Origin of the sequence: Akkermansia massiliensis (assembly GCF_023516715.1) — a bacterium.
Taxonomy (GTDB): Bacteria; Verrucomicrobiota; Verrucomicrobiia; order Verrucomicrobiales; family Akkermansiaceae; genus Akkermansia; species Akkermansia massiliensis.
Genome location: NZ_JAMGSI010000001.1, coordinates 1192317 through 1214384 on the forward strand (window position 1 = coordinate 1192317; position 22068 = coordinate 1214384).

Annotated in this window: 16 protein-coding genes and 2 pseudogenes; 10 read left to right on the forward strand and 8 right to left on the reverse strand. The window is 59.7% G+C overall.

What is annotated here, in order from left to right; translation table 11 throughout:
* Positions 1 to 48: 48 nt before the first annotated feature.
* The 3 genes from M8N44_RS05120 to M8N44_RS05130 all read right to left on the reverse strand — a co-directional run bounded on the left by M8N44_RS05120 (position 49) and on the right by M8N44_RS05130 (position 3059).
* On the reverse strand, positions 49 to 1959 hold the full coding sequence (locus tag M8N44_RS05120; protein ID WP_102728159.1) for a heavy metal translocating P-type ATPase: 1911 nt from the start codon (positions 1957 to 1959) through the stop codon (positions 49 to 51).
* A 125-nt stretch (positions 1960 to 2084) separates the two neighbouring features.
* Positions 2085 to 2360, reverse strand: a complete 276-nt coding sequence (locus tag M8N44_RS05125; protein WP_022398378.1) for a metal-sensing transcriptional repressor — start codon at positions 2358 to 2360, stop codon at positions 2085 to 2087.
* Between the two features lie 213 nt (positions 2361 to 2573).
* On the reverse strand, positions 2574 to 3059 hold the full coding sequence (locus tag M8N44_RS05130; protein ID WP_102728158.1) for a GNAT family N-acetyltransferase: 486 nt from the start codon (positions 3057 to 3059) through the stop codon (positions 2574 to 2576).
* Between the two features lie 302 nt (positions 3060 to 3361).
* On the opposite strand from M8N44_RS05130, the gene M8N44_RS05135 reads away from it, so the two are divergent.
* Positions 3362 to 3955, forward strand: coding sequence for an RNA polymerase sigma factor (locus M8N44_RS05135; protein WP_022398380.1), 594 nt, complete (start codon positions 3362 to 3364; stop codon positions 3953 to 3955).
* A 322-nt stretch (positions 3956 to 4277) separates the two neighbouring features.
* Here M8N44_RS05135 and M8N44_RS05140 read toward each other — a convergent pair whose 3' ends face one another.
* Together M8N44_RS05140 and M8N44_RS05145 are read right to left on the reverse strand one after the other, a co-directional pair.
* Positions 4278 to 6326 carry a sialidase family protein gene (locus M8N44_RS05140; RefSeq protein WP_180973611.1) on the reverse strand — a complete coding sequence of 683 codons (2049 nt, stop codon included), beginning with the start codon at positions 6324 to 6326 and terminating at the stop codon, positions 4278 to 4280.
* A gap of 144 nt (positions 6327 to 6470) precedes the next feature.
* On the reverse strand, positions 6471 to 6983 hold the full coding sequence (locus tag M8N44_RS05145) for a hypothetical protein (protein ID WP_102728156.1): 513 nt from the start codon (positions 6981 to 6983) through the stop codon (positions 6471 to 6473).
* A gap of 188 nt (positions 6984 to 7171) precedes the next feature.
* Between M8N44_RS05145 and M8N44_RS05150 the strand changes: the two are divergent.
* The 7 genes and pseudogenes from M8N44_RS05150 to M8N44_RS05180 all read left to right on the forward strand — a co-directional run.
* Positions 7172 to 8557 (forward strand): annotated as a pseudogene (locus M8N44_RS05150) (sugar MFS transporter); the annotation flags it as partial.
* A gap of 573 nt (positions 8558 to 9130) precedes the next feature.
* Complete coding sequence (locus tag M8N44_RS05155; protein WP_102721996.1) at positions 9131 to 10909, forward strand: L-fucose isomerase; 1779 nt, start codon at positions 9131 to 9133, stop codon at positions 10907 to 10909.
* Positions 10910 to 11002: 93 nt separating this feature from the next.
* A complete protein-coding gene (locus tag M8N44_RS05160; RefSeq protein ID WP_022398386.1) occupies positions 11003 to 11359 on the forward strand; it encodes a four helix bundle protein in 357 nt (118 codons plus the stop codon).
* A 45-nt stretch (positions 11360 to 11404) separates the two neighbouring features.
* Complete coding sequence (gene fucK, locus M8N44_RS05165) at positions 11405 to 12829, forward strand: L-fuculokinase (RefSeq protein ID WP_022398387.1); 1425 nt, start codon at positions 11405 to 11407, stop codon at positions 12827 to 12829.
* A gap of 13 nt (positions 12830 to 12842) precedes the next feature.
* On the forward strand, positions 12843 to 13658 hold the full coding sequence (locus M8N44_RS05170; RefSeq protein ID WP_102728154.1) for a class II aldolase/adducin family protein: 816 nt from the start codon (positions 12843 to 12845) through the stop codon (positions 13656 to 13658).
* A gap of 531 nt (positions 13659 to 14189) precedes the next feature.
* Complete coding sequence (locus M8N44_RS05175; RefSeq protein WP_102728153.1) at positions 14190 to 14723, forward strand: metal-dependent hydrolase; 534 nt, start codon at positions 14190 to 14192, stop codon at positions 14721 to 14723.
* 30 nt (positions 14724 to 14753) lie between these two features.
* A pseudogene (locus M8N44_RS05180) lies at positions 14754 to 15323 on the forward strand (autotransporter domain-containing protein); the annotation flags it as partial.
* A gap of 293 nt (positions 15324 to 15616) precedes the next feature.
* On the opposite strand, the gene M8N44_RS05185 reads toward M8N44_RS05180, so the two are convergent.
* On the reverse strand, positions 15617 to 18796 hold the full coding sequence (locus tag M8N44_RS05185) for an AsmA-like C-terminal region-containing protein (RefSeq protein ID WP_102728152.1): 3180 nt from the start codon (positions 18794 to 18796) through the stop codon (positions 15617 to 15619).
* Positions 18797 to 18986: 190 nt separating this feature from the next.
* Here M8N44_RS05185 and M8N44_RS05190 point away from each other — a divergent pair, with 190 nt between their 5' ends.
* Positions 18987 to 19685 (forward strand): pirin family protein, encoded by a 699-nt coding sequence (locus M8N44_RS05190; protein WP_022397108.1) that lies wholly within the window; start codon positions 18987 to 18989, stop codon positions 19683 to 19685.
* Positions 19686 to 19757: 72 nt separating this feature from the next.
* On the opposite strand, the gene M8N44_RS05195 is transcribed toward M8N44_RS05190, so the two are convergent.
* On the reverse strand, positions 19758 to 20321 hold the full coding sequence (locus tag M8N44_RS05195) for a DUF2062 domain-containing protein (RefSeq protein ID WP_102728151.1): 564 nt from the start codon (positions 20319 to 20321) through the stop codon (positions 19758 to 19760).
* A 161-nt stretch (positions 20322 to 20482) separates the two neighbouring features.
* On the opposite strand from M8N44_RS05195, the gene M8N44_RS05200 reads away from it, so the two are divergent.
* Entirely contained in the window at positions 20483 to 21211 is a 729-nt protein-coding gene (locus M8N44_RS05200) for a TlyA family RNA methyltransferase (protein ID WP_102721986.1), read from the forward strand.
* 119 nt (positions 21212 to 21330) lie between these two features.
* On the opposite strand, the gene M8N44_RS05205 is transcribed toward M8N44_RS05200, so the two are convergent.
* On the reverse strand, positions 21331 to 22059 hold the full coding sequence (locus M8N44_RS05205) for a nitroreductase family protein (RefSeq protein ID WP_102728247.1): 729 nt from the start codon (positions 22057 to 22059) through the stop codon (positions 21331 to 21333).
* Positions 22060 to 22068 lie beyond the last annotated feature (9 nt).

Consider the following 22068-nt stretch of genomic DNA (forward strand, 5'->3'; position numbering starts at 1 on the left):
CTTGCTATCATGCGTCCGCAGGGTGCGCGATACTCCCCTCTCCCCCCGTTATGGAGCTGTTCCCTCCGCGCCGTGGGGAGCCATGCTCTTCTTGCTCCCCCATTTCAGCAGAAAGACGGAATTGACGATCACGACGACGGAGCCTGCATTATGGACCAATGCGCCCGCCACGGGATTCAATATTCCGCCCACCGCCAGCATGATGGCGATGAAGTTCAGGGCCATGGAAAACGTCAGATTGCACTTGATCGTTCGCATCATGCGTCTTGCCAGGCGCAGCAGATGGGGGAGTTCCCGTATATCGTCGCTTACCAGGACAATGTCCGCGGCGTCCACGGCAATGTCACTGCCTATGCCTCCCATCGCAATTCCGGCATGGGAGGTTTTCAGGGCCGGGGCGTCATTGATTCCGTCCCCGATCATGCACACCCGGTTCCGTTCCTTCTGGAATGCGTCAATCCAGTTGAACTTGTCCTCCGGCAGGCAGTCCGCGTAAACCCGCTCAATGCCTAGCTGCCCGGCTACATGGGCCGCGGCATTCCCATGGTCTCCGGTCAGCAGCACGGGAACCACCCCGGTTTCCGCCACTTCCCGGATGGTGGAGACGGCGTCCTCCCGCAGGGTGTCCGACAGGGCGATGAAGCCTGCGGCCTTACGGTCCATGCCGAGGAAAATCACGGTGCATCCCTCCCTTTGGTACTGTTCCGCCGCCCTTCTGACTTCGCCGGGCACCTCCAGCCCGTTTTCCCGGAACAATTCCAGGTTCCCGGCCATCAGTTCCCTCCCGTCCAGGACGGCCTGGACGCCTCTCCCCGGAATCATGCGGAACTGTTCCGGCTGGGGAAGCTCCCGCGTTTCTCCCTTCCGGTAACAGCGGACGACCGCCTTGCCCAGAGGGTGCTCCGACTGCAGTTCCGCGCAGGCGGCATACCTGTAAAGCACCTGTTCGGGGAGGTCCGGCAGAAAACTGCGTACCGCCGCCACGCGGGGCGTCCCGTGGGTAAGCGTTCCCGTCTTGTCAAAGGTGAGGTGGGATACGGAGGCCAGGCGTTCCAGGGCATCCCCCTCCCGCACCAGGAATCCATGCCTGGTGGCGTTTCCGATGGCCGCCATGATTGCCGTGGGGGTAGCCAGCACAAGCGCGCAGGGGCAGAATACCACCAGGATGGTGACGGAGCGGATCAGTTCGCCCGTGACCAGCCAGGCCAGCCCTGCGGAAGCCAGGGCAATGACGACGATCCAGGTGGCCCAGCGGTCCGCCACGCTCACGATTCCGGCCTTTCCCGCATCCGCGGATTGGACGAGACGGACCATGCGCTGAATGGAACTGTCCTCCCCGGCCCTGGACGCCTTCATGTCAAAGGCTCCGAACTGGTTGACCGTTCCGCTGGAAACCTCGTCCCCGGCTTCCTTGTCCACCGGAAGGGGTTCACCCGTCATTACGGCCTGGTTGATGGAAGTGTGGCCGGAAAGAATCACTCCGTCCGCCGGAACCGTCTCTCCGGGCAGCACGCGGAGGACGTCCCCCGCACATACCTGTTCCGCCGGAATGACCTCCTCCCGGAAGCCGTCCACTTTCCGGGCGGTAGCCGGGGTCAGATGAACCAGCTTTTCAATTCCCGCCCGGGCTTTGGCCACGGTCAGGTTCTCAAGCAGCGCGCCGAGCTGCATGATGAACGCAATTTCCGCCGCGGCAAAGTCCTCCCCGATGATGACGGAAGCGACCAGCGCGATGGAAACGAGCACATCCGCCTTGATGTCCCAGGCCGCCGCCAGTCCAAGCACGGCTTCCAGCACGATGGGAACGCCGCACAGCACAATGGCTATCCACGCGACGCCAAAGGGAAGCGGTTCAATATCAAGCATGCTCAACAGCAGCGCGAATCCGGAAACGGACAGCAGCGCGACGTCGCGCCTTGTCCCTCCCCATTCCAGCAGTTTTTCCAATCGGTCCAGCATATGATTCTCCTTTCCATACCCATGCAGGTACGGGTTTTATATACCTATAGGGGTATAGGTTTGTCAAGATGAGACGAAAAAATCCCCGGAAATGGCGGTTGAAAAAAGGCTCTTGCCCCCTCCTGCTAAATCATGTTGGCAAACCGTTCGACCGCCTTGGTAAAGCGTGCGATGGTCTGCTCCGGGTCTCCGTGCTCCAGTCCGTCCCGGACGCAATGGCTGATATGCCCCTCCAGCACGACCTGGCCCACCTTGTGCAATGCGGACTTGGCGGCATTGAGCTGGGCAAGCACATCTTCACAGGGAACGTCCTCGTCAACCATCCTGTCGATCGCCTGCACCTGTCCGATGATTTTCTTGAGGCGGCGATGCAAATTTTCAGAATTCATGCATTGTTTCATTGCGGCGTTTCCTTATACTGTTAGGGGTATCTGTATCATCAAGTTATCAGGCAGACAGGAAATGCTGTCAAGAACAGAGTCCTCCCGCAGGCGCGTACCATCCGGAAGGGCCTACTGTGTCCGGCCTCCCTTCTTTCCTCCTTATTCCAGGCGCAACAATCCCTTCCCGCCCCCGCATGAAGACCGGAAGAACGAAGTTCCGGCCTTCCCCCGTCAAACGGGTCCGGTTTCCATGGCGGGAGCCGTATACAGGCGTTCCCGGGCATGATGACCGCCCGTCGCCATTGTCAGCAGTTCCCACCCGCATTTTTCATAAAACCCCGCCAGGTCCGTCACCAGATAGAGACGGGGATATCCGAGCGCGGCCAAATCCTTCCGCACAAAGTCCAGGATGGACGCGGCCACGCCCCTGCCGCGATGCCTTTTTTCCACAAATAGCGCGCATAAGTTGGGGGCTAAATCCTTCCGGTCATGGAAATCGTTTTCAATCACTCCGGCACCCGCAATGATTGCCCCCTGTCCGTTCATGACCACGTACCATTGCGGAATGCCCGTTTTCCGTTCCATGCATTCCTTCATGCTTTCCTCATAGGCCTCTACGGGAACGTCCCACTTGGAGCCGAACCAGACGGAAGCTGTGGAAAGGAATTCAGGATGATTCCTTAAACAGACCAATTTACCGGCGTTTCTCCCTTTCATTTTCCCTTACCCTAGCAGGCCCCTCCGGTCATTGTCAAACCGGAGCGGCATGGAGGGTGGCCTCCGTATTTCCATCACGCTCCGTCTTCCCACCGGGAAAAGAACGGAATGTTCCACCCCCTCAGCCGTCCCCGGCCATCGGCAGGAGCAAAACGTTTTGTCCGGCGCCTTGCGCGGAAAGAGAAGAAAGACCCGTTTTCATCTCGTCAGCCGCGGAAAAATGGGATAGACCTTTTTTCCGGGGCATGCGCCCTTCCGGATGCAACCTTTCACCGGACACGGGGTTTATAGAAGGGAATTTCATGGACGAAGCACAAGACATGCCGCCTGCGGAACCAGACGAGGACGCCCAGCTGATGCTGAGAGTCAGGAATGGCGACGCTTCCGCCATGGAAATGCTGGTCCGCAAACACCAGAACTCCGTGTACGCCACCGTAGCACGCATGCTGAACAACGGGCCGGAGGTGGAGGACATCGCCCAGCAGGTTTTCATCCGCATCTGGAAAGGAGCCGGGAATTATGAGCCCTCCGCACGCTTCACCACCTGGATGTTCACCATCCTGCGCAATCTGGTCTTCAATGAAGTGCGGCGCCAGAAGCGCAAGCCCACCACCTCCGCGGACGCCATGGAGGAGGAAGGCGGCATGACCGTGTTCCTGGAACCTTCCCAGGCCCCGGATGAAGCCATGGAGCACACGGAACTCCAGCGGGCCGTGGATGAAGCGATTGCCGCCCTGCCGGAAAAGGCGCGCCTGGCCGTCCAGCTGCGCCGCTTTGAAAACATGCCTTACGAGGAAATAGCCCGGACGCTTGACATGACGGTTCCCGCCACCAAAAGCCTGCTGTTCCGCGCCAGGAACATGCTGAAGGACGCGCTGGCTTCTTTTCTGGAGTGACGGCCAGGGAACAGGAAAAAGGGCTGATCCGGAGAAAGCTTTTTTACAAGGGCCCGGAGGCCCTTGCTCCAGCAGCGCAGCCACCAGGGACTCACACTCCCGCGGCCTGGAAGAAACACCGCCGCCGGGAAACGGAGGCTTGATTCGTGCCTCTTTCAGATTCACTCCCCCTGCGCGTTTCAAGCTTCTCTTTCCGTCCTCCCGGCCCTCATACCTGAACTCCCTCCCCTGCGCTTTGGAGAAATTCCTACCCAAAGACCGCTGCCAAAAAAGGGCCGCTCCCGGAAGGAAACGGCCCGTAAACGATTACCTGAAAGCGGCGTCAGCGCGCACTGCCCGCGTTGAGAACCTCCTTGTACGGGATTTTCAGGAAGTTCAGCGCTCCCTGGGATTCATACAGCACGCCCACGTGGTTTTTATCCACGGGCGCCAGGCAGGAATAACCCCAGCCGTTGCGGGCATCGTAAAGGAGCCACTTGTCCTCCGGCCAGGAGCCGGCGTCATCCGTGGAGGCCTTCAGGGTCATGTGGGAACGCCCGGAAGTGGTGTTGGGGTTGGAGAACAGGACCACCCTGCCCGCGCCCGGCACTCCGTCCACGGCAAGCAGGCTGCCCTGGCAGACGGGTTCCTTCAACTGGGGAGTGCGGTTGGTGGGGTGTTTTTCCCAGGTTTTGCCCAGGTCCTTCGTAACGCCCACCACGCGGGAGCCGCCCCAGTTGCAGCGGGCATTGATCATGATGGAGCCGTCTTTCAATTCAATCACCTGGGCTTCCGTCGTCTGCTGGTTGACGCCCGTGCCGCAGTGCCAGGTCTTGCCCTGGTCCTTGGAATAAACGATGGTGGACCACGGCACGCCCTTGCCGTCCCAGTACTGGGCGGCAAAGACCAGCGTGCCGTCCTTCATGCAGATGCCGTTGCCGGGGCCGTTGAACAGAATGCGCCAGTCCTTGTCCTTGGTCTGTTCCGTAATGTTGATGGGCTTGGACCAGGTAAGGCCGTCGTCATCGCTGTACGCCAGCACCAGCTGCCCGCAGGCTTCCGGGGAATTGTCCCCGGACTTGCTGCCCCAGATGGAATGCTTGTGGCTCCAGATGGCGGCCACCCAGATGCGGCCCGTCTTTTCATCCACCAGAATGGCGGGGTCCCCCACGCCCTTGGTAGCCCCCAGGGAGGGGTCAATCTTGGAATCGTCCATGGCGATCTTGACGTCGGACCAGGTGCGGCCCCCGTCCGTGGAGCGGCTCACGCCCACGTCAATGTTGGCCGGAAGGTCGCCGGAATGGTTGTAACGGATGTCGTAAACGGCCAGGAGAGTCCCTTTCCTGGACCTGTCCAGGCCGGGAATGCGGTAGAACTTGGAGTTGAAATCCCCGTGCTTCACTACGGCCACGCCGATGCGCTGCGCCACCGGGGCGGCATTGGCCACCTTCATCAGCTTGTTCCCCGCCACAACGCTGGCCGGGCGCACCACCACCCTGCCGTCCAGGGAGGCGCCCTTCTTCATCGTCACGCATGCCCACAGGTAATTGTCGCCGGGGTCCAGCTCCAGCTTCCCCTTCACGGAAACCTGGGGCCTGGAGGAGCCGGAAAGCTTCACCGTACCCAGTACCTGGGAGGCATCCTTCGGAAACGGGTCTTCCCCGTGCTGAATGGGCGGAGCCTCTTCTCCCCGCACCACCGTCACGGATTCAATGTCGGAAAGCTTCGTCGTGCCCGTAAAATCCAGATTGACGGCCGTCAGGAACTGAGGATTAAGACAGCCGTCCGTTTGAACCTTCAGGGAAAGAACGGGACTGCACGGGATGCGCACCATCACCGGATAGGCGGAAGAAGCCATCTCCACCTGCGGATTCACCTTCATGGGGATGCAGGGCACGATGAACAGGTCGTCCAGCTTCAACCCCTTGTTCTCCGGCGACGTCAGCTTGAACACCAGGGAGCGCGTTCCGGCGGGAACGCCGGCCTCTATCCTGGTATTGAAGCCGCCCGTCCTGATGTCCTTGCCGTCATAAATCTTCTTTTCCCCCTTGGGCCCTACGGCCACAATGGAAAATTCAAAGGGGGCCTGTCCGGTCCAGCGCTCCGCCCAGGCGGACAGCCGTACTTCCCTGGAAGGAGTATCCTTCAAGTCCAGCTTCAGTTCGGTATCCTGCCCGCCGAACATCCGCAGGGAAGATTTCCCGGATTTTCCCCCTCCCCCGATTTCCGCCACGCCGTCCCGGCAGGACATGGGGCCGTACTTGGTGGAAAGCGTGGTAAACTTGCCGTGTTTGGCCTGCTCAAAGCTTTCCGTACCCAAGGCAGCGGGAACAGACATGCCCAGGGCACACAGCAGGGCAAGCCCCGTTAATGTATTCAAAGGTAAACGCATCGTATTTATGGTGTGTTTCGCAGGACAATACGCAGCGAACCGGAACAATCTTGCCCGGAGCTGCGTCATTGCCAGCCTGTTTCCTAACACACGCTTTTCCGCCGCGTCCAGCCTTGCCTGGGAGGCCTGTAGAAAGACCAGTCCTCAACCCTCCGTTTTTCCACTGGAAGGAGCCGCCGGCTCCATGGAAATCACGGGACGTTCTGGAAAGGAGCTGGAATCCCGGTGCATGTAGTAATGGGACCAGTGAAGGACAACCTTGTCCCCCGGCTTCAGGGCGGCTACCTTTTTCAGGATGTCCGCCCCCTGCAGGATGGGCTTGTGCGCCGGATTAACGTCGATCATCAGCTGCTCCTGCTTTTCATCCCCGTACTTGCCGGGTTTCCGGTAATCCAGATACTTGATAATCCGGAAGGCGGCGAAATCCTTGGCGTGGTCGCACTTGTCCGGACAGAGGGAGGTAAGGAACCTGCACTTGCGGTGAATAATACCCGTAAACTCCGCCTCCGCCACATGGTCTGACAGCAGTTCTCCGGACGGCAGCGTCACGCCGCTTTTTTCATCCGTCTTTTCCGGATTGGCGACGGGGGAATCTTCCGCCTGAACGCCCCAAAAACCGGCCAGCCCAAGACAAACGGCAAGAATGCACTTCTTCATCAGCCCATCCTTAGCCGCCTCGGAAACAGGAGTCAAGAAGAAGCCGGGTCTCCCGTGAACGCTGACAGGATATCCCAACCCAAACATACCGCTTTGTTTTATTTGTCAACATGTTGGATGATTTCTGGACTCTTTTCCGTTTCCAGATTGACGCACCGCCGTCCTTGTGAGAGATTGACAAAAGCAATATGGACAAAAACCGTACCTCTACCGTGCCGATCGTTCCCAAACAGTACCGGCTGCCGTTCTTCATGCTGGTCTCCTGTTTTGCGCTGTGGGGGCTGCTGAACAACATGACGGACAACCTGGTCCCGGCATTCAGCAAGATCTTCATGATTAACGCTTCGGAATCCGCAGGGGTGCAAATCTCCTTTTACGGGGCGTATGCGGTGCTTGCCATCTTCGCCTCCATCCTGCTGGAGGAATTCTCCTACAAGGCTGGGGTGCTCATCGGGCTGGGGTTCTACATGATCGGCGCGCTGTGCTACATACCCGCCGCCATCGGGCAAAGTTTTGACATTTACCTGGTAGCCATCTTCGTGCTGGCGGGCGGCCTCTCCATCCTGGAAACCACCTGCAACCCGTTCGTCCTCTCCATGGGGTCCCAGGAGACGAGCGTACGCCGCCTGAACTTCGCCCAGGCCTTCAACCCAATCGGCTCCCTGACGGGCATCTTCCTGGCCAAATACTTCATCCTGGCGCATTTGAATGATGCGGACATGGACACCCGCAAGGCCATGGACCCGGAACAACTGAACGCCATCGTCAGCGACGAGCTCTTCTGGGTGTGCGTTCCCTATGTGGGCCTGGTCGCCATCGCCGCCGTCATCTGGTTCTTCTTCTGCCGCTACAAGTCCGACGATGAAAGCGTGCCCACCCGGGAAAACACGCAGCCCCTTTCCTCCAAGCTCGGCCGCCTGGGCCTGTGCGTCGCCTTCATCCTCATTCCCTTCCTGTTCCAGTACTACTCCACCTTTGAATTCAGCATGGTGCAGCAGATCCTGATCATGATGATCGGGCCCATCGCCTTCCTGCTCATCATGCCGGACTACCGCTGCCAGCTCATGAAGCTGGTGAAGCTGCCGCGCTACTTCTGCGGCGTGGTGGCCCAGTTCTTCTACGTGGGCGTGCAGATCGCCGTCTGGACGTGGACCATCAAGTACATCATGTCCGTCTTCCCCGGCATGCAGGAAGCGGCGGCCTCCAACTACTACATCTTCTCCATCGTTCTGTTCATCGCCTGCCGCGCCATCACCACGGCGCTGATGAAAAAATTCAACCCGGCCAACATGATGTCCCTCTTTGCCATCGCGGGCATCCTCTGCTGCCTGGGCACCATGTACCTGCCCAAGGAAATCTCCGTCTGGACGCTGGTGGGCATCTCCGGCTGCATGTCCCTGATGTTCCCCACCATTTACGGCATCGCCCTGCGCGGCCTGGGTTCCGAAGTGAAACTGGGCGCCGCGGGCCTCATCATGGCCATTCTGGGGGGCGCGGTCATCACCCCGTACATGGGCTCCTTCATTGACAACACCACGGTGAAAAACCAGGTGGCCTACTTTGAATCCATTGACCGCCCCCTGATCGCGCAGGCGGAAGCAGCGGACTCCCGCAAATCCGTCTCCGGCGCCATGCTGGCCCTCTACAAGATGTCGGAAGCCAATCCCGCCGGGGGGGAAGAACAGGCCAAAGCCGCCGCCAAGTTCCAGAAAAACCTGGATACCTTCCTTTCCCTCCATACCCTGGACGGGGAAGCCTTTGACCAGGCGGCCAAATCCCTGCCCGGCTGTTCCGGCCTCAAGCCGGAAGAACTGGTGGTCTTCAAGGCCAACCTGGACCGCCTGCCCGCCCCCGCCGGGAGAGAACAGCAAATTCAGCAATTCTCCCTGATTCCGGCGCTCACCACGCTCTCCGGGAACCAGGCCGAGGTACTTGGCAACCTGATTTCCGACCCCCTGGACATGAAGCAATTCCAGACAGCCCAGGAAAACTTTGTGGAAAAAGCGGTGCGGTCATCCTTCTTTATTCCCATCATCTGCTTTGCCGTGGTACTAATCTACGGCTTCTTCTTCCGCAACACCCATTTGAAAAAGGAAGAGGACGCGCCTGCCCAGGCCTGAACCAGCTTCACATCACCTACGCAAGATATGAAAACAGCATTACCAACCATCGGTATCCGCCCCACGATTGACGGGCGCCGCCTCGGCGTCCGGGAATCCCTGGAAGATCAAACCATGAACATGGCCAAGGCGGCCGCGGCTCTCATTGAGGCCAACATCCGCCACGCCTCCGGCGAACCCGTCAAGTGCGTGATCGCAGACACCTGCATTGGCGGTCCGGCGGAAGCCGCCGCCTGCGCGGACAAATTCAAGGCCAACAACGTCGGCGTCTCCCTGGCCGTCACGCCCTGCTGGTGCTACGGCAGCGAGACCTTTGACATGGACCCGTTCACGCCCAAGGCCATCTGGGGCTTCAACGGCACGGAACGCCCCGGCGCCGTGTACCTGGCCGCCGCCCTGGCCGGACTGAACCAGAAGGGCTTCCCCGCCTTCTCCATTTACGGAAAAGACGTCCAGGACGCCGGGGATACCTCCATTCCGGAAGACGTGGCTGAAAAAATCCTGCGCTTCTGCCGCGCCGGCCTGGCCGTAGCCACCCTCCGCGGCAAGGGCTACCTCTCCATCGGCGGCTGCTCCATGGGCATCGCCGGCTCCATCGTGGACCAGTCCTTCTGGGAAAACTACCTGGGCATCCGCGTACAGGCCGTGGACATGACGGAAGTGCGCCGCCGCATGGACCAGAAGATTTACGACGAAGCGGAATTCGACCTCGCCATGCAATGGGCGGACGCCGTCTTCAAATTCGCCGAAGACAAGAACCGCCCGGACCTGAAGCTGGACGAAGCCGGACGCCGCAGGACCTTCAAGGAAAGCGTGCTGATGGCCATGATCTTCCGGGACATGATGCAGGGCAACCCCAAGCTCAAGAAAATTGACCGCGAAGAGGAATCCCTGGGCTACCAGGCCATTGCCGGCGGCTTCCAGGGCCAGCGCCACTGGACGGACTTCTACCCGAACGGAGACATTGCGGAAACCCTGCTCAACTCCACCTTTGACTGGAACGGCCCGCGCGCGCCGATGCCCTTCGCCACGGAAAACGACTCCCTGAACGGAGCCTGCCTCCTCTTCGGCTACCTGCTCACCGGACAGGCCAACGTCTTTGCGGACGTGCGCACCTACTGGAGCCCGGAAGCCGTGAAGCGCGTCACGGGCTACAAGCTGGAAGGCCATGCCAAGGACGGCATCATCCACCTCATCAACTCCGGCTCCGCGGCCCTGGACGGCTGCATGGCCTGCACGGACAAGGACGGCAAGCCCGTCATGAAAAAGCACTGGGACGTTACCCCGGACGACGCGAAAACCATGATGGAACAAGCCGTCTGGTGCCCGGCCAACCGGGAATACTTCCGCGGCGGCGGCTACTCCGTCCACTACGTCACCAAGGGCGGCGCGCCCGTCACCATGATGCGCCTGAACATCGTCAAGGGCCTCGGCCCCGTCCTCATCGTGGCGGAAGGCTGGTCCGTGGACCTGCCCGCCAAGGTGCACAAGACCCTGGACGAACGCACCGATCCGGGCTGGCCGACCACCTGGTTCGCCCCGCGCCTGACCGGCAAGGGAGCCTTCACGGACGTCTACAGCGTCATGGCCAACATGGGCGCCAACCACGGAGCCTTCACCTACGGCCACATCGGCGCAGACATCCTGACGCTCGCTTCCATGCTGCGCATCCCCGTATACGCCCACAACATCCCGGACGACCAAATCTACCGTCCCTCCGCCTGGGGCCTCCATGGCACCGCGGACCCGGAAGGCGCCGACTTCCGCGCCTGCGCCAACTACGGCCCGCTGTACGGCAAATATTAACGACTGACCTTTTCATCAGGGGAAGACATTCTTCCCCTGATGACGTTCAGCGTTAATATCAAAGACTAAATACGAATGATTAAAGACTAAAAGATGAACGAAAGTGCCGCTCATGAAAAAAGTTTTGCCTTTTCCATTCGTATCGTTTCCTTATGCCGCCATCTTCGCAAGCAACGGTGCGAGCAGGCACTGATCCAGCAAATTCTGCGCTCCGGAACAAGCATAGGAGCCAACCTCGCAGAAGCTTCCTATGCCGTAAGCAAAAAAGACTTCTTCTCCAAAGTACACATTTCACTAAAAGAATGTTCGGAGACTTGGTATTGGCTCCGCCTTCTGCATGCAACTTCCTGCCTGACGGACCAGCAATTTGAAAGCTTGAAACAGGATTGCCTGGAATTAATGCGGCTATTGACCGCTACGACAAAAACGCTTGCCGGGCAAAATCTCTGAACAGTTTCCCTTTAGTATCTAATCTTCAATATTTAGTATTTCTCTATGTACTCCCTCTGCTTGGACTGCGGCGCGACGAACGTGCGCGCGATGGTTGTGGATGAACAAGGCGTCATCGCGGGGAAGGCCTCGCAGCCGAACGCCACGCTGCCCGGTAAGGAAAACCCGGAATTCCACGTCTGGGACGCGGACCGGATTTTCAAGCAGCTCTCCGAATGCGCCGTGAAGGCCCTTGAGGGCCTGGATGTGGAACAGGTGCGGGCGGTAACCGTCACCACCTTCGGCGTGGACGGCGCGCTGGTGGACGCCTCCGGCAGCCAGCTTTACCCCGTCATATCCTGGAAGTGTCCCCGCACGGCGGAGGTCATGAAAAACATCGGCAAGTACATCTCCCAGGAAGAGCTTGACCGCATCTCCGGCGTGGGCGCCTTTGCCTTCAACACCATTTACAAGCTCGTCTGGATTAAGGAAAACCGCCCGGAGCTGCTGGAAAAGGCCCATGCGTGGCTCTTCATCTCCAACCTCCTGGCGTACAAGCTCACCGGCGTCATGGCGACGGACCGGACCATGGCCGGGACCTCCCAGCTCACGGACCTGGAAACGGGAGACTTTTCCGAGCTTATCCTGAACCGCCTAGGCCTGCGCCGCGGCCTCTTCCCCCCCACGGTGGACGCGGGGGAGACCATCGGCGTTCTTACTCCGGAAGCGGCGGCGGCCATGGGCATTCCCGCCCTGGAGGGCGTTCCTGTTATCTCCGCGGGGCACGACACCCAGTTCGCCATCTTCGGTTCCGGCGCGGACAGGGACCAGCCGGTCCTGTCCTCCGGCACCTGGGAAATCCTGATGGCGCGCTCCGCACAGGCCCGGCTGACCCGGGAGGATTATGAGGACGGAGCCACGGCGGAGTTCGACGCGGAACCGGGCCTTCTGAACCCCGGCCTGCAATGGCTCGGTTCCGGCATCATTGAATGGGTGAAAGCCGCCTGCTTCCGCGGTGAATCCTACGATACCATGGATGCGGAAGCGGCCGCCATCCCCCCCGGCTGCGACGGCGTAACGATGGTTCCGGACTTCCTGGCTTCAGGGGACCGGAAAGGCTCCATCGGCGGCCTGGTGCTGGGCCGGACGCGCGGCCACATTTACCGCGCCGCCATGGAGGCGCTTACCTGGCGGCTGAAATCCCGCCTGCGCCGCCTGGAATCCGTGGGCGGGTTCAAAAGCGAATTCCTCATCCTGGTGGGCGGAGGAGCCAGAAACAGCGTCTGGACCCAGATGCGGGCGGACATCCTCCGGATCCCCGTGAAGGTCTCTGAAGTATCTGAAAGTACCGTGCTGGGCGCATCCATGTTTGCCTTTGCGGGCGCCGGGGTGTACTCTACGCCAGAGCAGGCCAGGGACGCCTTCGGCATCACTTACCGGACGTATATGCCGGGTCCCCAGGAAGCCGCCTACGAAAAGCTCAACCACTAACACGCAACTAAATATGTCAGAAGACTGGTCAATCTCCCCTCCCCTCCCGGACAAGGTGTTCCCGTGGGAAAAATACAACCCCGTCACGCGGGAGGAAGTGAACGAATTCTTCCATTCCCCTGAAATCCTGGTTATCAAGGAACGCATGTGCGACATAGGCCGCCGCCTGTGGAACCGCGAATATGTGGACGGCAACGGGGGCAACATCTCCGTGCGCGTGACGCAGAACCTGCTGCTCTGCTCCCCCACCCTGTGCTCCAAGGGCTTCATGACCGTGGAAGACATCTGCCTGGTGGACATGGACGCGCGCCAGAAGGCGGGCATACGCCCCTCCACCAGTGAGGTGAAAACGCACATCGCCATGATGAAATCCGTGGGCGTCAACTCCTGCATCCACGCCCATCCCCCGCACTGCAACGCCTTCCTGTTCGCCGGGCAGGTTCCCCCCTCCGGCATCAATCCGGAAGCGGATATCTTCCTGGGCCACATCCCGCTGGCCCCCTACGGCACGCCCGGCTCTCTGGAGACGGCACAAGCTGTGGCGGAAGCGGCCAAACAATCCACCGTGGTCTTCATGGAAAACCACGGCGTGATCACCGGAGCCCGCGACGTGGAAGAAGCGGAATGGTTCATGGAAAACGCGGACGCCTACTGCCGCATGGTGCTGATGGCCGGGCTGCACAAGGCCCCCCTGAACCAGGTAGGACCGGAAGGCGTGGCGGACTTCCTCGCCATCCGCAAATCCATCGGCTACGCCGTGCCGGACAACCAGCCCCTGTACAACACGGAAACCTACGCCGGGTACAAGCTGGGCAAATCCGGCAGATAACCCCTCTCTCCAAGGGGGCGGCGGCTGATGCAGGCCAGCCGCCCCCTTTTTTCTCAACGCCCCCCTCCCTTGTGAAAAAATGATCAGCCTCCTTCCCCTATCCCTCGCCGCCCTTGTTTGCAGCCCGGCAGCCATCCCGCAATCTTCCGGGACCATTCCCGTCAGTGTGGAATATACCGGGGCCGGAAAAAGCACCCCTGATAAAAAAATGTCCTTGAGCATTACATGGACGTGCGGAACCGGCAAAGAACATCAAACCGCCTGGGAAACCACCTATGTCCACCCGGACGTGAGGGCCTGGCGCCTGCCTGGCCTCCGCATTCACAAGATCTTCCTGGAATCGGGGGAAAGCCGGATTGAGGAACTGTCCCTCATCTGGAAGAATCCTTCATCCAGCGGCGTTAGAACAGTCTATTCTTCCGTGGGAGGCGGAAACAGGGAACTATCCTTTGACTGGGTGGAAAAACCTTTTTCCAGGTAGTACGCACCCGGACTGTCCGTCTTTGTCCGTTTTTCTTCTATTGAACGCTCATGTTCATCGCCCATCTGCCTGCAGGCTATCTCCTGGCAAAAACCATCCGTTTACGCACACCGGGAAGGAAGGCCGTCATGACCGCCGCCCTGCTGGGGGCGATTGCCCCGGACCTGGACCTGTTTTATTTTTATACCCTGGACGGCCGCCAGCACCACCATCATTCCTACTGGACGCACTATCCTTCCGTCTGGTTCGCGCTGATGCTCCTCGCATGGGGAGCCAGCCGGATCAAACCATGGAGCACGGGCGGAACATGGCTGCTGATCTTTTCCATGAGCGGCTTCCTGCACCTCCTTCTGGACTTCATCGTGGGAGACATCCCTCTCCTGGCTCCGTGGTCCATGCGCTTTCACGCGCTGGCCACTGTCCAGGCGCAATACCCCCCCTGGTGGCTGAACTTCCTGCTGCACTGGTCTTTTTTTCTGGAATTGCTCATCATTGCCGTTTCCGTCTGTATCATGGTTTCTGGCAGAAGGAAGACGGAATCTCCCTCAGGAAATCCATTTTCTACAGGAATCCATGATGAATGACGCTGGGACGCCTCTTCCTTTTCCGGAGGATGGGACAACGCCAAGCTCAACCGCACGGTCAACTACGGGGAAGGCAGCTACAGGACGCAGGGCAACACCAGCGGGTGGGGCTTTGGAGCGATGTATGAACTGACCTACGACGTGTACCTCAATGAAGACAGGAGCAGCATCCTGCAGCCCCTGGCCAACGCCTCGGTAGTGACGACGCGCATGGACGGCTACACGGAAACGGGAGCGGGGAACGCGGGCCTGAACGTAGGCAAGCAGGAATGGACAACGGGAACGGTTGCGCTGGGCGGCCGGTGGATGGGGCTCATTGGCAGCAACATCTTCGGGCGAGAAGCGCTGGCTGAGTTCCGGGTGAACGCGGCCCAGGACATGGGCGACCGCCGCGGAGAAACCAATGTGGCGCTGCTGGGCAACCCCGGCTTCATGCAGAGCGTGCGTGGGACCAAGGTTGGAACGATGGCTCTGCAAATAGGAGCGGGGCTGAGCGTGCCGGTAGGAACGCAGGGAACGGTCTTCATCAACGGGAACGCGGACTTCCGTGACGGAGCCAACTCGGTGAACGGGAGCGTGGGCTACCGTTATGACTTCTAAGGAGAGTTGAAAGTTGAGAGAGGAGAGTTGAGCGGAGACGCTCTGCTCTCCGGACTTCCAGGGCCGTTCCGGCATTGTCCGGAACGGCCCTGCTGCGTCACGGAACATTGCATGCTGTGTGTCAACCGGATTATTAATGAGCGTTGGCGGACCGGTTCATTAAAGACGGGAAACATCAATCCAATACGGGACTACAAAAGGGCGCGGCTTGCAGCCGCGTTTCCGTTCAGTTGCCGCGTGGGCATGCGGCGCTCCATGACGCTTTTCTCCGGGAAACCCGGCATTCCCCTTCTCTACCTCCTCCGGGCGGGAGCCGCCGCGGGGGGAACAGGGGCTTTTCCGCCGGAGAACGGCGCAAAGCTCCAGGAAACATTGCTCAAAGGCCCCGTGCCGCGCACCTGGAACAATCCCCCCGCCAGCAGGAAGACGGGAGAGGTAATCAGCCCCGGCAGGCCGCGAAGCCCCAGCTTGAAATCAGAATTAACCTGCAAGTCGGCAAGGCGTATCCAGCCGCCGCCTTCCAGGGACATATTGCTGCCCTTGGCCGAGAAATTGCTGGTGCGGATATAGCCCTTCTCAATGGAAAAATCGCAGTCGGCCCTGGTGATCTTGTAATTGATCAGGTGGCCCAGGCCCGGAATATAATTGGAGAGGGCTTCCCCCAAAAAGCCGAAGAGGGGGATTTCCACCAGGTCCCCATGCACCAGGGCGGCCTCGCCCTTCGCCTGGATGGAGTTCATATTGCCTCCCTTGGATGAAAATTCAATGGCCCCGTGCACGGTGGCCTTCTCCATCTTCTTGCCGTAGGATCTCCCGATGGAGGTCAGGTTCATGTCCTGGAGGACAAAGGAGCCGTTCAGGGCGTCCCCGTCGTCAATCTGCGCCAGCACGCGGCCCGTAAAGGAGCCGTCCCAGATGGTGCCCTTCATCTTGTCCACCACCACCCACTGCGGGGAAATAAGAATTTCCCCTTTCGCCTTTCCAAGGTCCAGCGTAGTTCCCAGCAAGGGATAGCGCACGCGCCCCGCGGAGGCGTCAAAGCGGATGCGCCCCTTCATCAGCTTCATGTCGTCCCCCATCGGGAACATGCCTCCGCCGGAAAGCGTCACGGGCCGGGTAAAGACAAACTCCTTCAAAACCTTGGCGGCGTTGTCGGAAAACATGCGCATGGTATAACCGGGGTAGGCCTGCCCCTCCATGCCCAGAACCTCCACCGTATCCTGGACAAAGCGGAAATCTATGCTCTTGGCCTTGAGCGTGCACTCCGCGGGACCGCCGGACAACCCGGCGGAAGACAGGTAATTCCCGTTGGAAACCACCGTCGTCACGTTGGTCAGCACCAATTGGTCCGTCACCAGATGGGCATCCGCCCGCGCGGACTTCAGGTCCACGCCCTTGTACCGCGTATTCGTCGCGGAAACAGTGGCCTGCAAATCGTAAGCCTTTTCCAGATTGTACAGGCCCAGCGTCCCCTGGAAGGAAAGCTCCAGGCCGGAATCCTTGCGGAAGACGAAGCGGCTCATAAAAAAGTCGTCATCCTTCATGCCCAGCAGCCGGTCTATCGTTTCCAGCGGAACCGTGGACTGCCCCATCACGAACATCTGGCCGTCTAGGAAACCGTTGGCGAACAGCTCAAAAACGCCCTTCTCCATCCCGATCCGGCAATTCTGTACAAAAAGCTGGTTGGGGCGGTACTCCACCTCCACATTCGCCGTCTTCACGGGCACCTTGTTCCAGGCCAGGTTTTCCGCATTGATGCGCGCCCGGACCAGCGTGGGCTCCACAGGCTTGCCTTCCGGAATATCCAGCCTGCCGTGCACCCACAGGGAGGCTTTTTCCGGCAACTTCAAATTCTCGGGAATGGGCGCCAAATTCCCGGCCAGGGCTACCAGCAATTCAGGCTTCAAATCAGATTCCAGCGTGAAGACAAGATCGGTTCCCAGATAGCTGCCTTCCAGCTTCACATGGCCGTCCTCCCGCGCCAGGTCCAACTGGGTGACATTGATGGAGCGGCCGATCAATTCCCCCCTGGCGGCGGCGGAGGCGAACTCCACCCCCTGGTAGGAGACGTCCGTCACAGCCGCCTCAATCTGGAGGCGGTCCACCCGGAACGGCCCTTTCCAGCCCTTCCCCATTCCCACGGTGCCGTACACTTTCAATTCAGGGTCTCCCTTGATTTCCAGCGTAAGCGGCAGCTTCACGTCTTCCGGAGCAATGGACCGGGCCATGTCCAGCATCGCATGCATGGGCAGCGTGCTGTGCACGTCTATCTTGATCTCTCCGTCCACGCCCATCACCTTGCCGGAAAAAACGCCGCCGGGGTGCCGTATGTCCAAATCCGTCACATAAAAATTGCCGTCCTCATAGCTGAAATCGCAGGAGGCCCTCTGGAACTTTTCCCCCAGCACGGAGAAAGCTCCCATGGAGCCGGAGCCCATGACGTTCAGATGCTCCACGCCCTCCCAGTTCTCCGTGAAAACCGCACGGCCTGACACCTGCACGTGCGGCTCGCTCAGGAACTTCATCTCCCGCGGCACCAGGGCTTCATCAACAATGGCTACGGCCCAGGACACCAGGGGGGCCGTGCTGCGGACATCCCAGATCAGGGAACGTTTCTTCAAATCGGCCTGGAGGGAAAGATTGACGAAGCCGGCCGTTTCCGCATCCCTCATGGTAAAGCGCTTGGCCATGATGACGGAATCCGCGTAATCCCCGCTGAACAGGAAATCCCTGACCCGGATTTTCCCGTACCTCAGGGAAGGAGCCTGCAAATCCATGCCCACGCGCACTCCCCCTTTCGGGTCGTCGCTCAAATTGACGGCCAGGCTGGGCGGAGACGCCTCCGGCCACTTCACCCGGTCCAGGTATTTCAGCACCTGGTTCAACTGCTCCCTGGCGGCGGCCATGTCTTCAGCCGTCAGCGTAAAATCTCCGGAATCCCCCTGCCCGATGGAAAACGCCCCCTGGGCAGTCACGCGGATACCCTGCACCACGGCATCAGCCTTCACGATGTCCACCATGCCGGGACGCCCCAGGTCCAGCTCCGCATTCAGCCCTGCGGTGGAAAAAACTCTTTCAGGCTTTTCCGCGTCCACGGGAAGATTGACGTCCAGCCCTTTCACGTTCAGCCGTTCCGGCACTACCTGCCCGTCTATCAGCTCCTTCCAGTTCAGGGCCACGTCCGCCTCATGCAGCAGGGCCACGGGGCGGCGCGCCTCCGGAGGAACACCAGGATCCAGCAGCTCCACATTCTTCAAGGTCACCACGGCGCGGGGCCACAGGGAAATCTTCAGCGTCTCTATGTGGACGGGAATGCCTTTTTCCATCAGAGCCTGTTCCACACGCTGCACGACAAAGGAGGGAGCGCCCCAGATGGAGACATAACAGATGCACCCAAGCACCAAGGCGCCCAGCAAAATAATCACCGTAGGAACCAATCCCTTGATCCATCTCATGAATGTCCGATGAGCCATACGCCTTGTCTTGTTTGCACAGGTACCGCGACACGCTACCTTAAAATAAGAGACATTGCACCATCAATTTGTGTTGCCGATTTATTTTACGGCAACGGACATGCTGTCATGCGCCTTGAACAGCCCCGGGGTCCATCCGGTCAAACCATCTACAGGCGGGAATCCGCTTTCCATACCAACCCTATCAATCATGAACATCATCATTGACCGTGCATCTTCCCGTGGGCATGCCAACCACGGATGGCTGAATACATACCATACGTTCAGTTTTGCCAATTACTTCAATCCGGACCGCATGCAGTTCGGAGCCCTGCGCGTACTCAACGACGACACGGTTCTCCCGGAAGAAGGCTTCGGCACCCACCCCCACAAGAACATGGAGGTAATTTCCATTCCCCTGAAGGGACAGCTCCGCCACGGAGACAGCCTGAACAACAGCCATACCATCACCCGCGGAGAAATCCAGGTGATGAGCGCCGGAACGGGCATCCAGCACAGCGAATTCAACGGCAGTTCCACGGAACCCCTGGAATTCCTTCAAATATGGGTCATTCCGGACAGGGTCAACACGCCCCCCAAATACCGGGACTACGACATCAAGCCCCTGCTGAAGCACAATGAGATTTCCACCTTCCTGGCTCCGGAAACGGATATCTCCATCATGCAGCAGGCCTGGTTCTCCTGGGCGGAACTCGACCGGGGCGTGGAACGGGAATATCAATTCAAGTGCCAGAACACCGGGGTGTACGTCTTCGTGATAGACGGAGAAATCAAGATCGGAGACACGGTGCTGCACCGCCGGGACGGAGCCGGAATAACGGATACGGACTCCATCACCATTGAAGCCATCCAGAACTCAACCGTTCTTCTGATGGAAGTGGCCGTCTGACCTTCCCGCCACCGTGCCATGGCCGCAAACGGCTTCCGGACCCGCCTGCCCTGAATGGCCGGCGGGTTCTTGTTATTTCCCGGCAGCCTTTCTTCTGCTGCGCAGAAAATGGCCTATCCCCCACCCCAGCTGCACCAGACCGTAGCACAGGCAGCCCAGCACCACGCTGGAAACAATCCAGCCCGTCAGGAACTCCAGGCTTACCATGCCGATGCTCAACCCGTCAAACGGGGCCCAGGACCATTGCTGCACTCCCGTTTTCAGCATCTGCCAGTTCGCTCCGGACGTGGGGAGCCCCACAAGGGAAAAAAGGAACCACCCCAGCCACCACTGGGCCGGAATGGCGAAAAAGGTGAAGCCGGGAGGGGAAAGCCACGCCATCAGGATGGCTACGGGAATATTGCCCTTGCGCCACAGGCTGGCGAAAACGCCCCACAGGCTCTGCATGGGCAGCGGGGCAATCGCCGCGGCGGCCCCCCAGGCGGCGCCTGTCGCTACGGACTGCCTGTTCCAGGACCAGTAGACGGGGTCAAAAACCCTGGCGGAAAGGAATTTGCTGGCCCACGATTTTTTACGCACCTCCGTCAGCAGGTAAAGCCTGACCTTGCGCATCAATTGCCTGTAGCGGTGTTCCATTCGCCGCAAAGTCTCCTATAAATCCGGGCTGAATCAATCGTAAAATGTTCCAGCGCGCGCCATGCCGCCTTTTTGCCCCCAAATGCCTTTCTTCGCGCGGTTTTTCTTGATTCCCCATGCAGTTTCATGAAATACCTGCGTACGCACCTTCCTTCCGAATCATGAGCAAGCAACGACTCGACGTCCTTCTGGTTTCCCGCAATCTCGTAGAATCCCGGGAACTGGCCCAGAGGCTTATCATTGCCGGAGAGGTGAGCGTGGGTGGCCACCCTTCCACCAAACCGGGCCTCAAGGTCAGTGAAGACGCGGAAATAGCCATCCGGAACCGCCCCCGCTACGTCAGCCGCGGCGGCCTGAAAATGGAGGGAGCCCTGAACGCCTTCCCCGTCTCCGCGGAAGGCAAGGTCTGCCTGGACATCGGCGCGTCCACCGGAGGCTTTACGGACTGCCTGCTCCAGCACGGCGCCGTCAAAGTGCACGCGATCGACGTCGGCACCAACCAACTCGTCTGGAAACTGCGGCAGGATCCCCGCGTCGTCGTGAAGGAGAAATTCAACGCCCGCTACATGACTCCGGAAGACATCGGGGAACAGGTGGACCTGATCGTCTCCGACGTCTCCTTCATTTCTCTGAAAAAAATCCTGCCCGCGGCCTTCCCCCTGCTTAAGGACGGAGGGGACGCCCTGGTGCTCATCAAACCCCAGTTTGAACTCCAGCCGGAAGACATCGGCCCCGGCGGCATCGTCCGGGACCCGGTCCTGCACCAGCGGGCGGTGGACTCCATACGCGCCTTCGTCACGGAAGAACTAAACCGCTCCTGGATGGGCTGCGAGCCCTCCCCCATCACCGGAACCGACGGGAACCATGAATTCCTGGCGTGGCTCAAGTAGCCGGAACCCTTTTCCTGTGAGGCATGCCGCGCCCCAGGAACGCAGCGCAGGCGGTCCTCTCCCGCTCCCCGCTGACGCCGCACGCTGCCGGCGGAGCGGAACTTTCCTTCCCCGGCGGGTCAGAGCCTATGGTACACCTCATCGAACGGGACTCTGTACCGCTCGCCCCAGATACCTTTCTCTCTGTCCCGTATGCCGCAGGGGACTACCATATTGATCCCGGCGCCATGAGGCAATTTCAGCAGTTTTTTCATCCGCTTGCTGTCAAATCCCTCCAGCGGGCAGGTATCGTATCCTTCAGCGGCCATGGCAATCATGAACGTCTGGGCGGCGAGGGCGCAGGATTTGTTGACCGTGACGCGCATATCGCACTCCGAGACTTCGCGCATCATGGGGCGGAAAAGGCCGATGCCCCTGGCCAGCAAAGCCCGGAAAGCCCCCAAAATACCGCAGCAGCGCGCATAGAGGAACGGCATCAGCTTTCCATAGTATAATTCCCGGTCCCTGATGCGTTTGGCCTGGCGTTCCTCCGGGCTGTTCCGCCGGATGTTTCCACGCTCGAATTCGAGGACGAATTGCGCCCGCTGCCGGTACAGGTCCTGCCGCGTCACGAAAACGACTATTTCCGAAGCCGTGGCGGCAGCCGGCTGGCCTAGGCAGGCCCCGGCAACGCGGGCTATCAATTCAGGCCGGGTGATTTGGAAGAATTCCCACAACTGCATGTTGGAACTGCTGGGAGCCAGGGAGGCCAATTCCAGGCAGTGTTTCACCTTTTCAGGGTCCAGCGGTTTATTTTTATCAAATACCCGCACGGCCCGGCGGTAATTCAAGGCTTCTTCCAAATTCATGCCATTCAC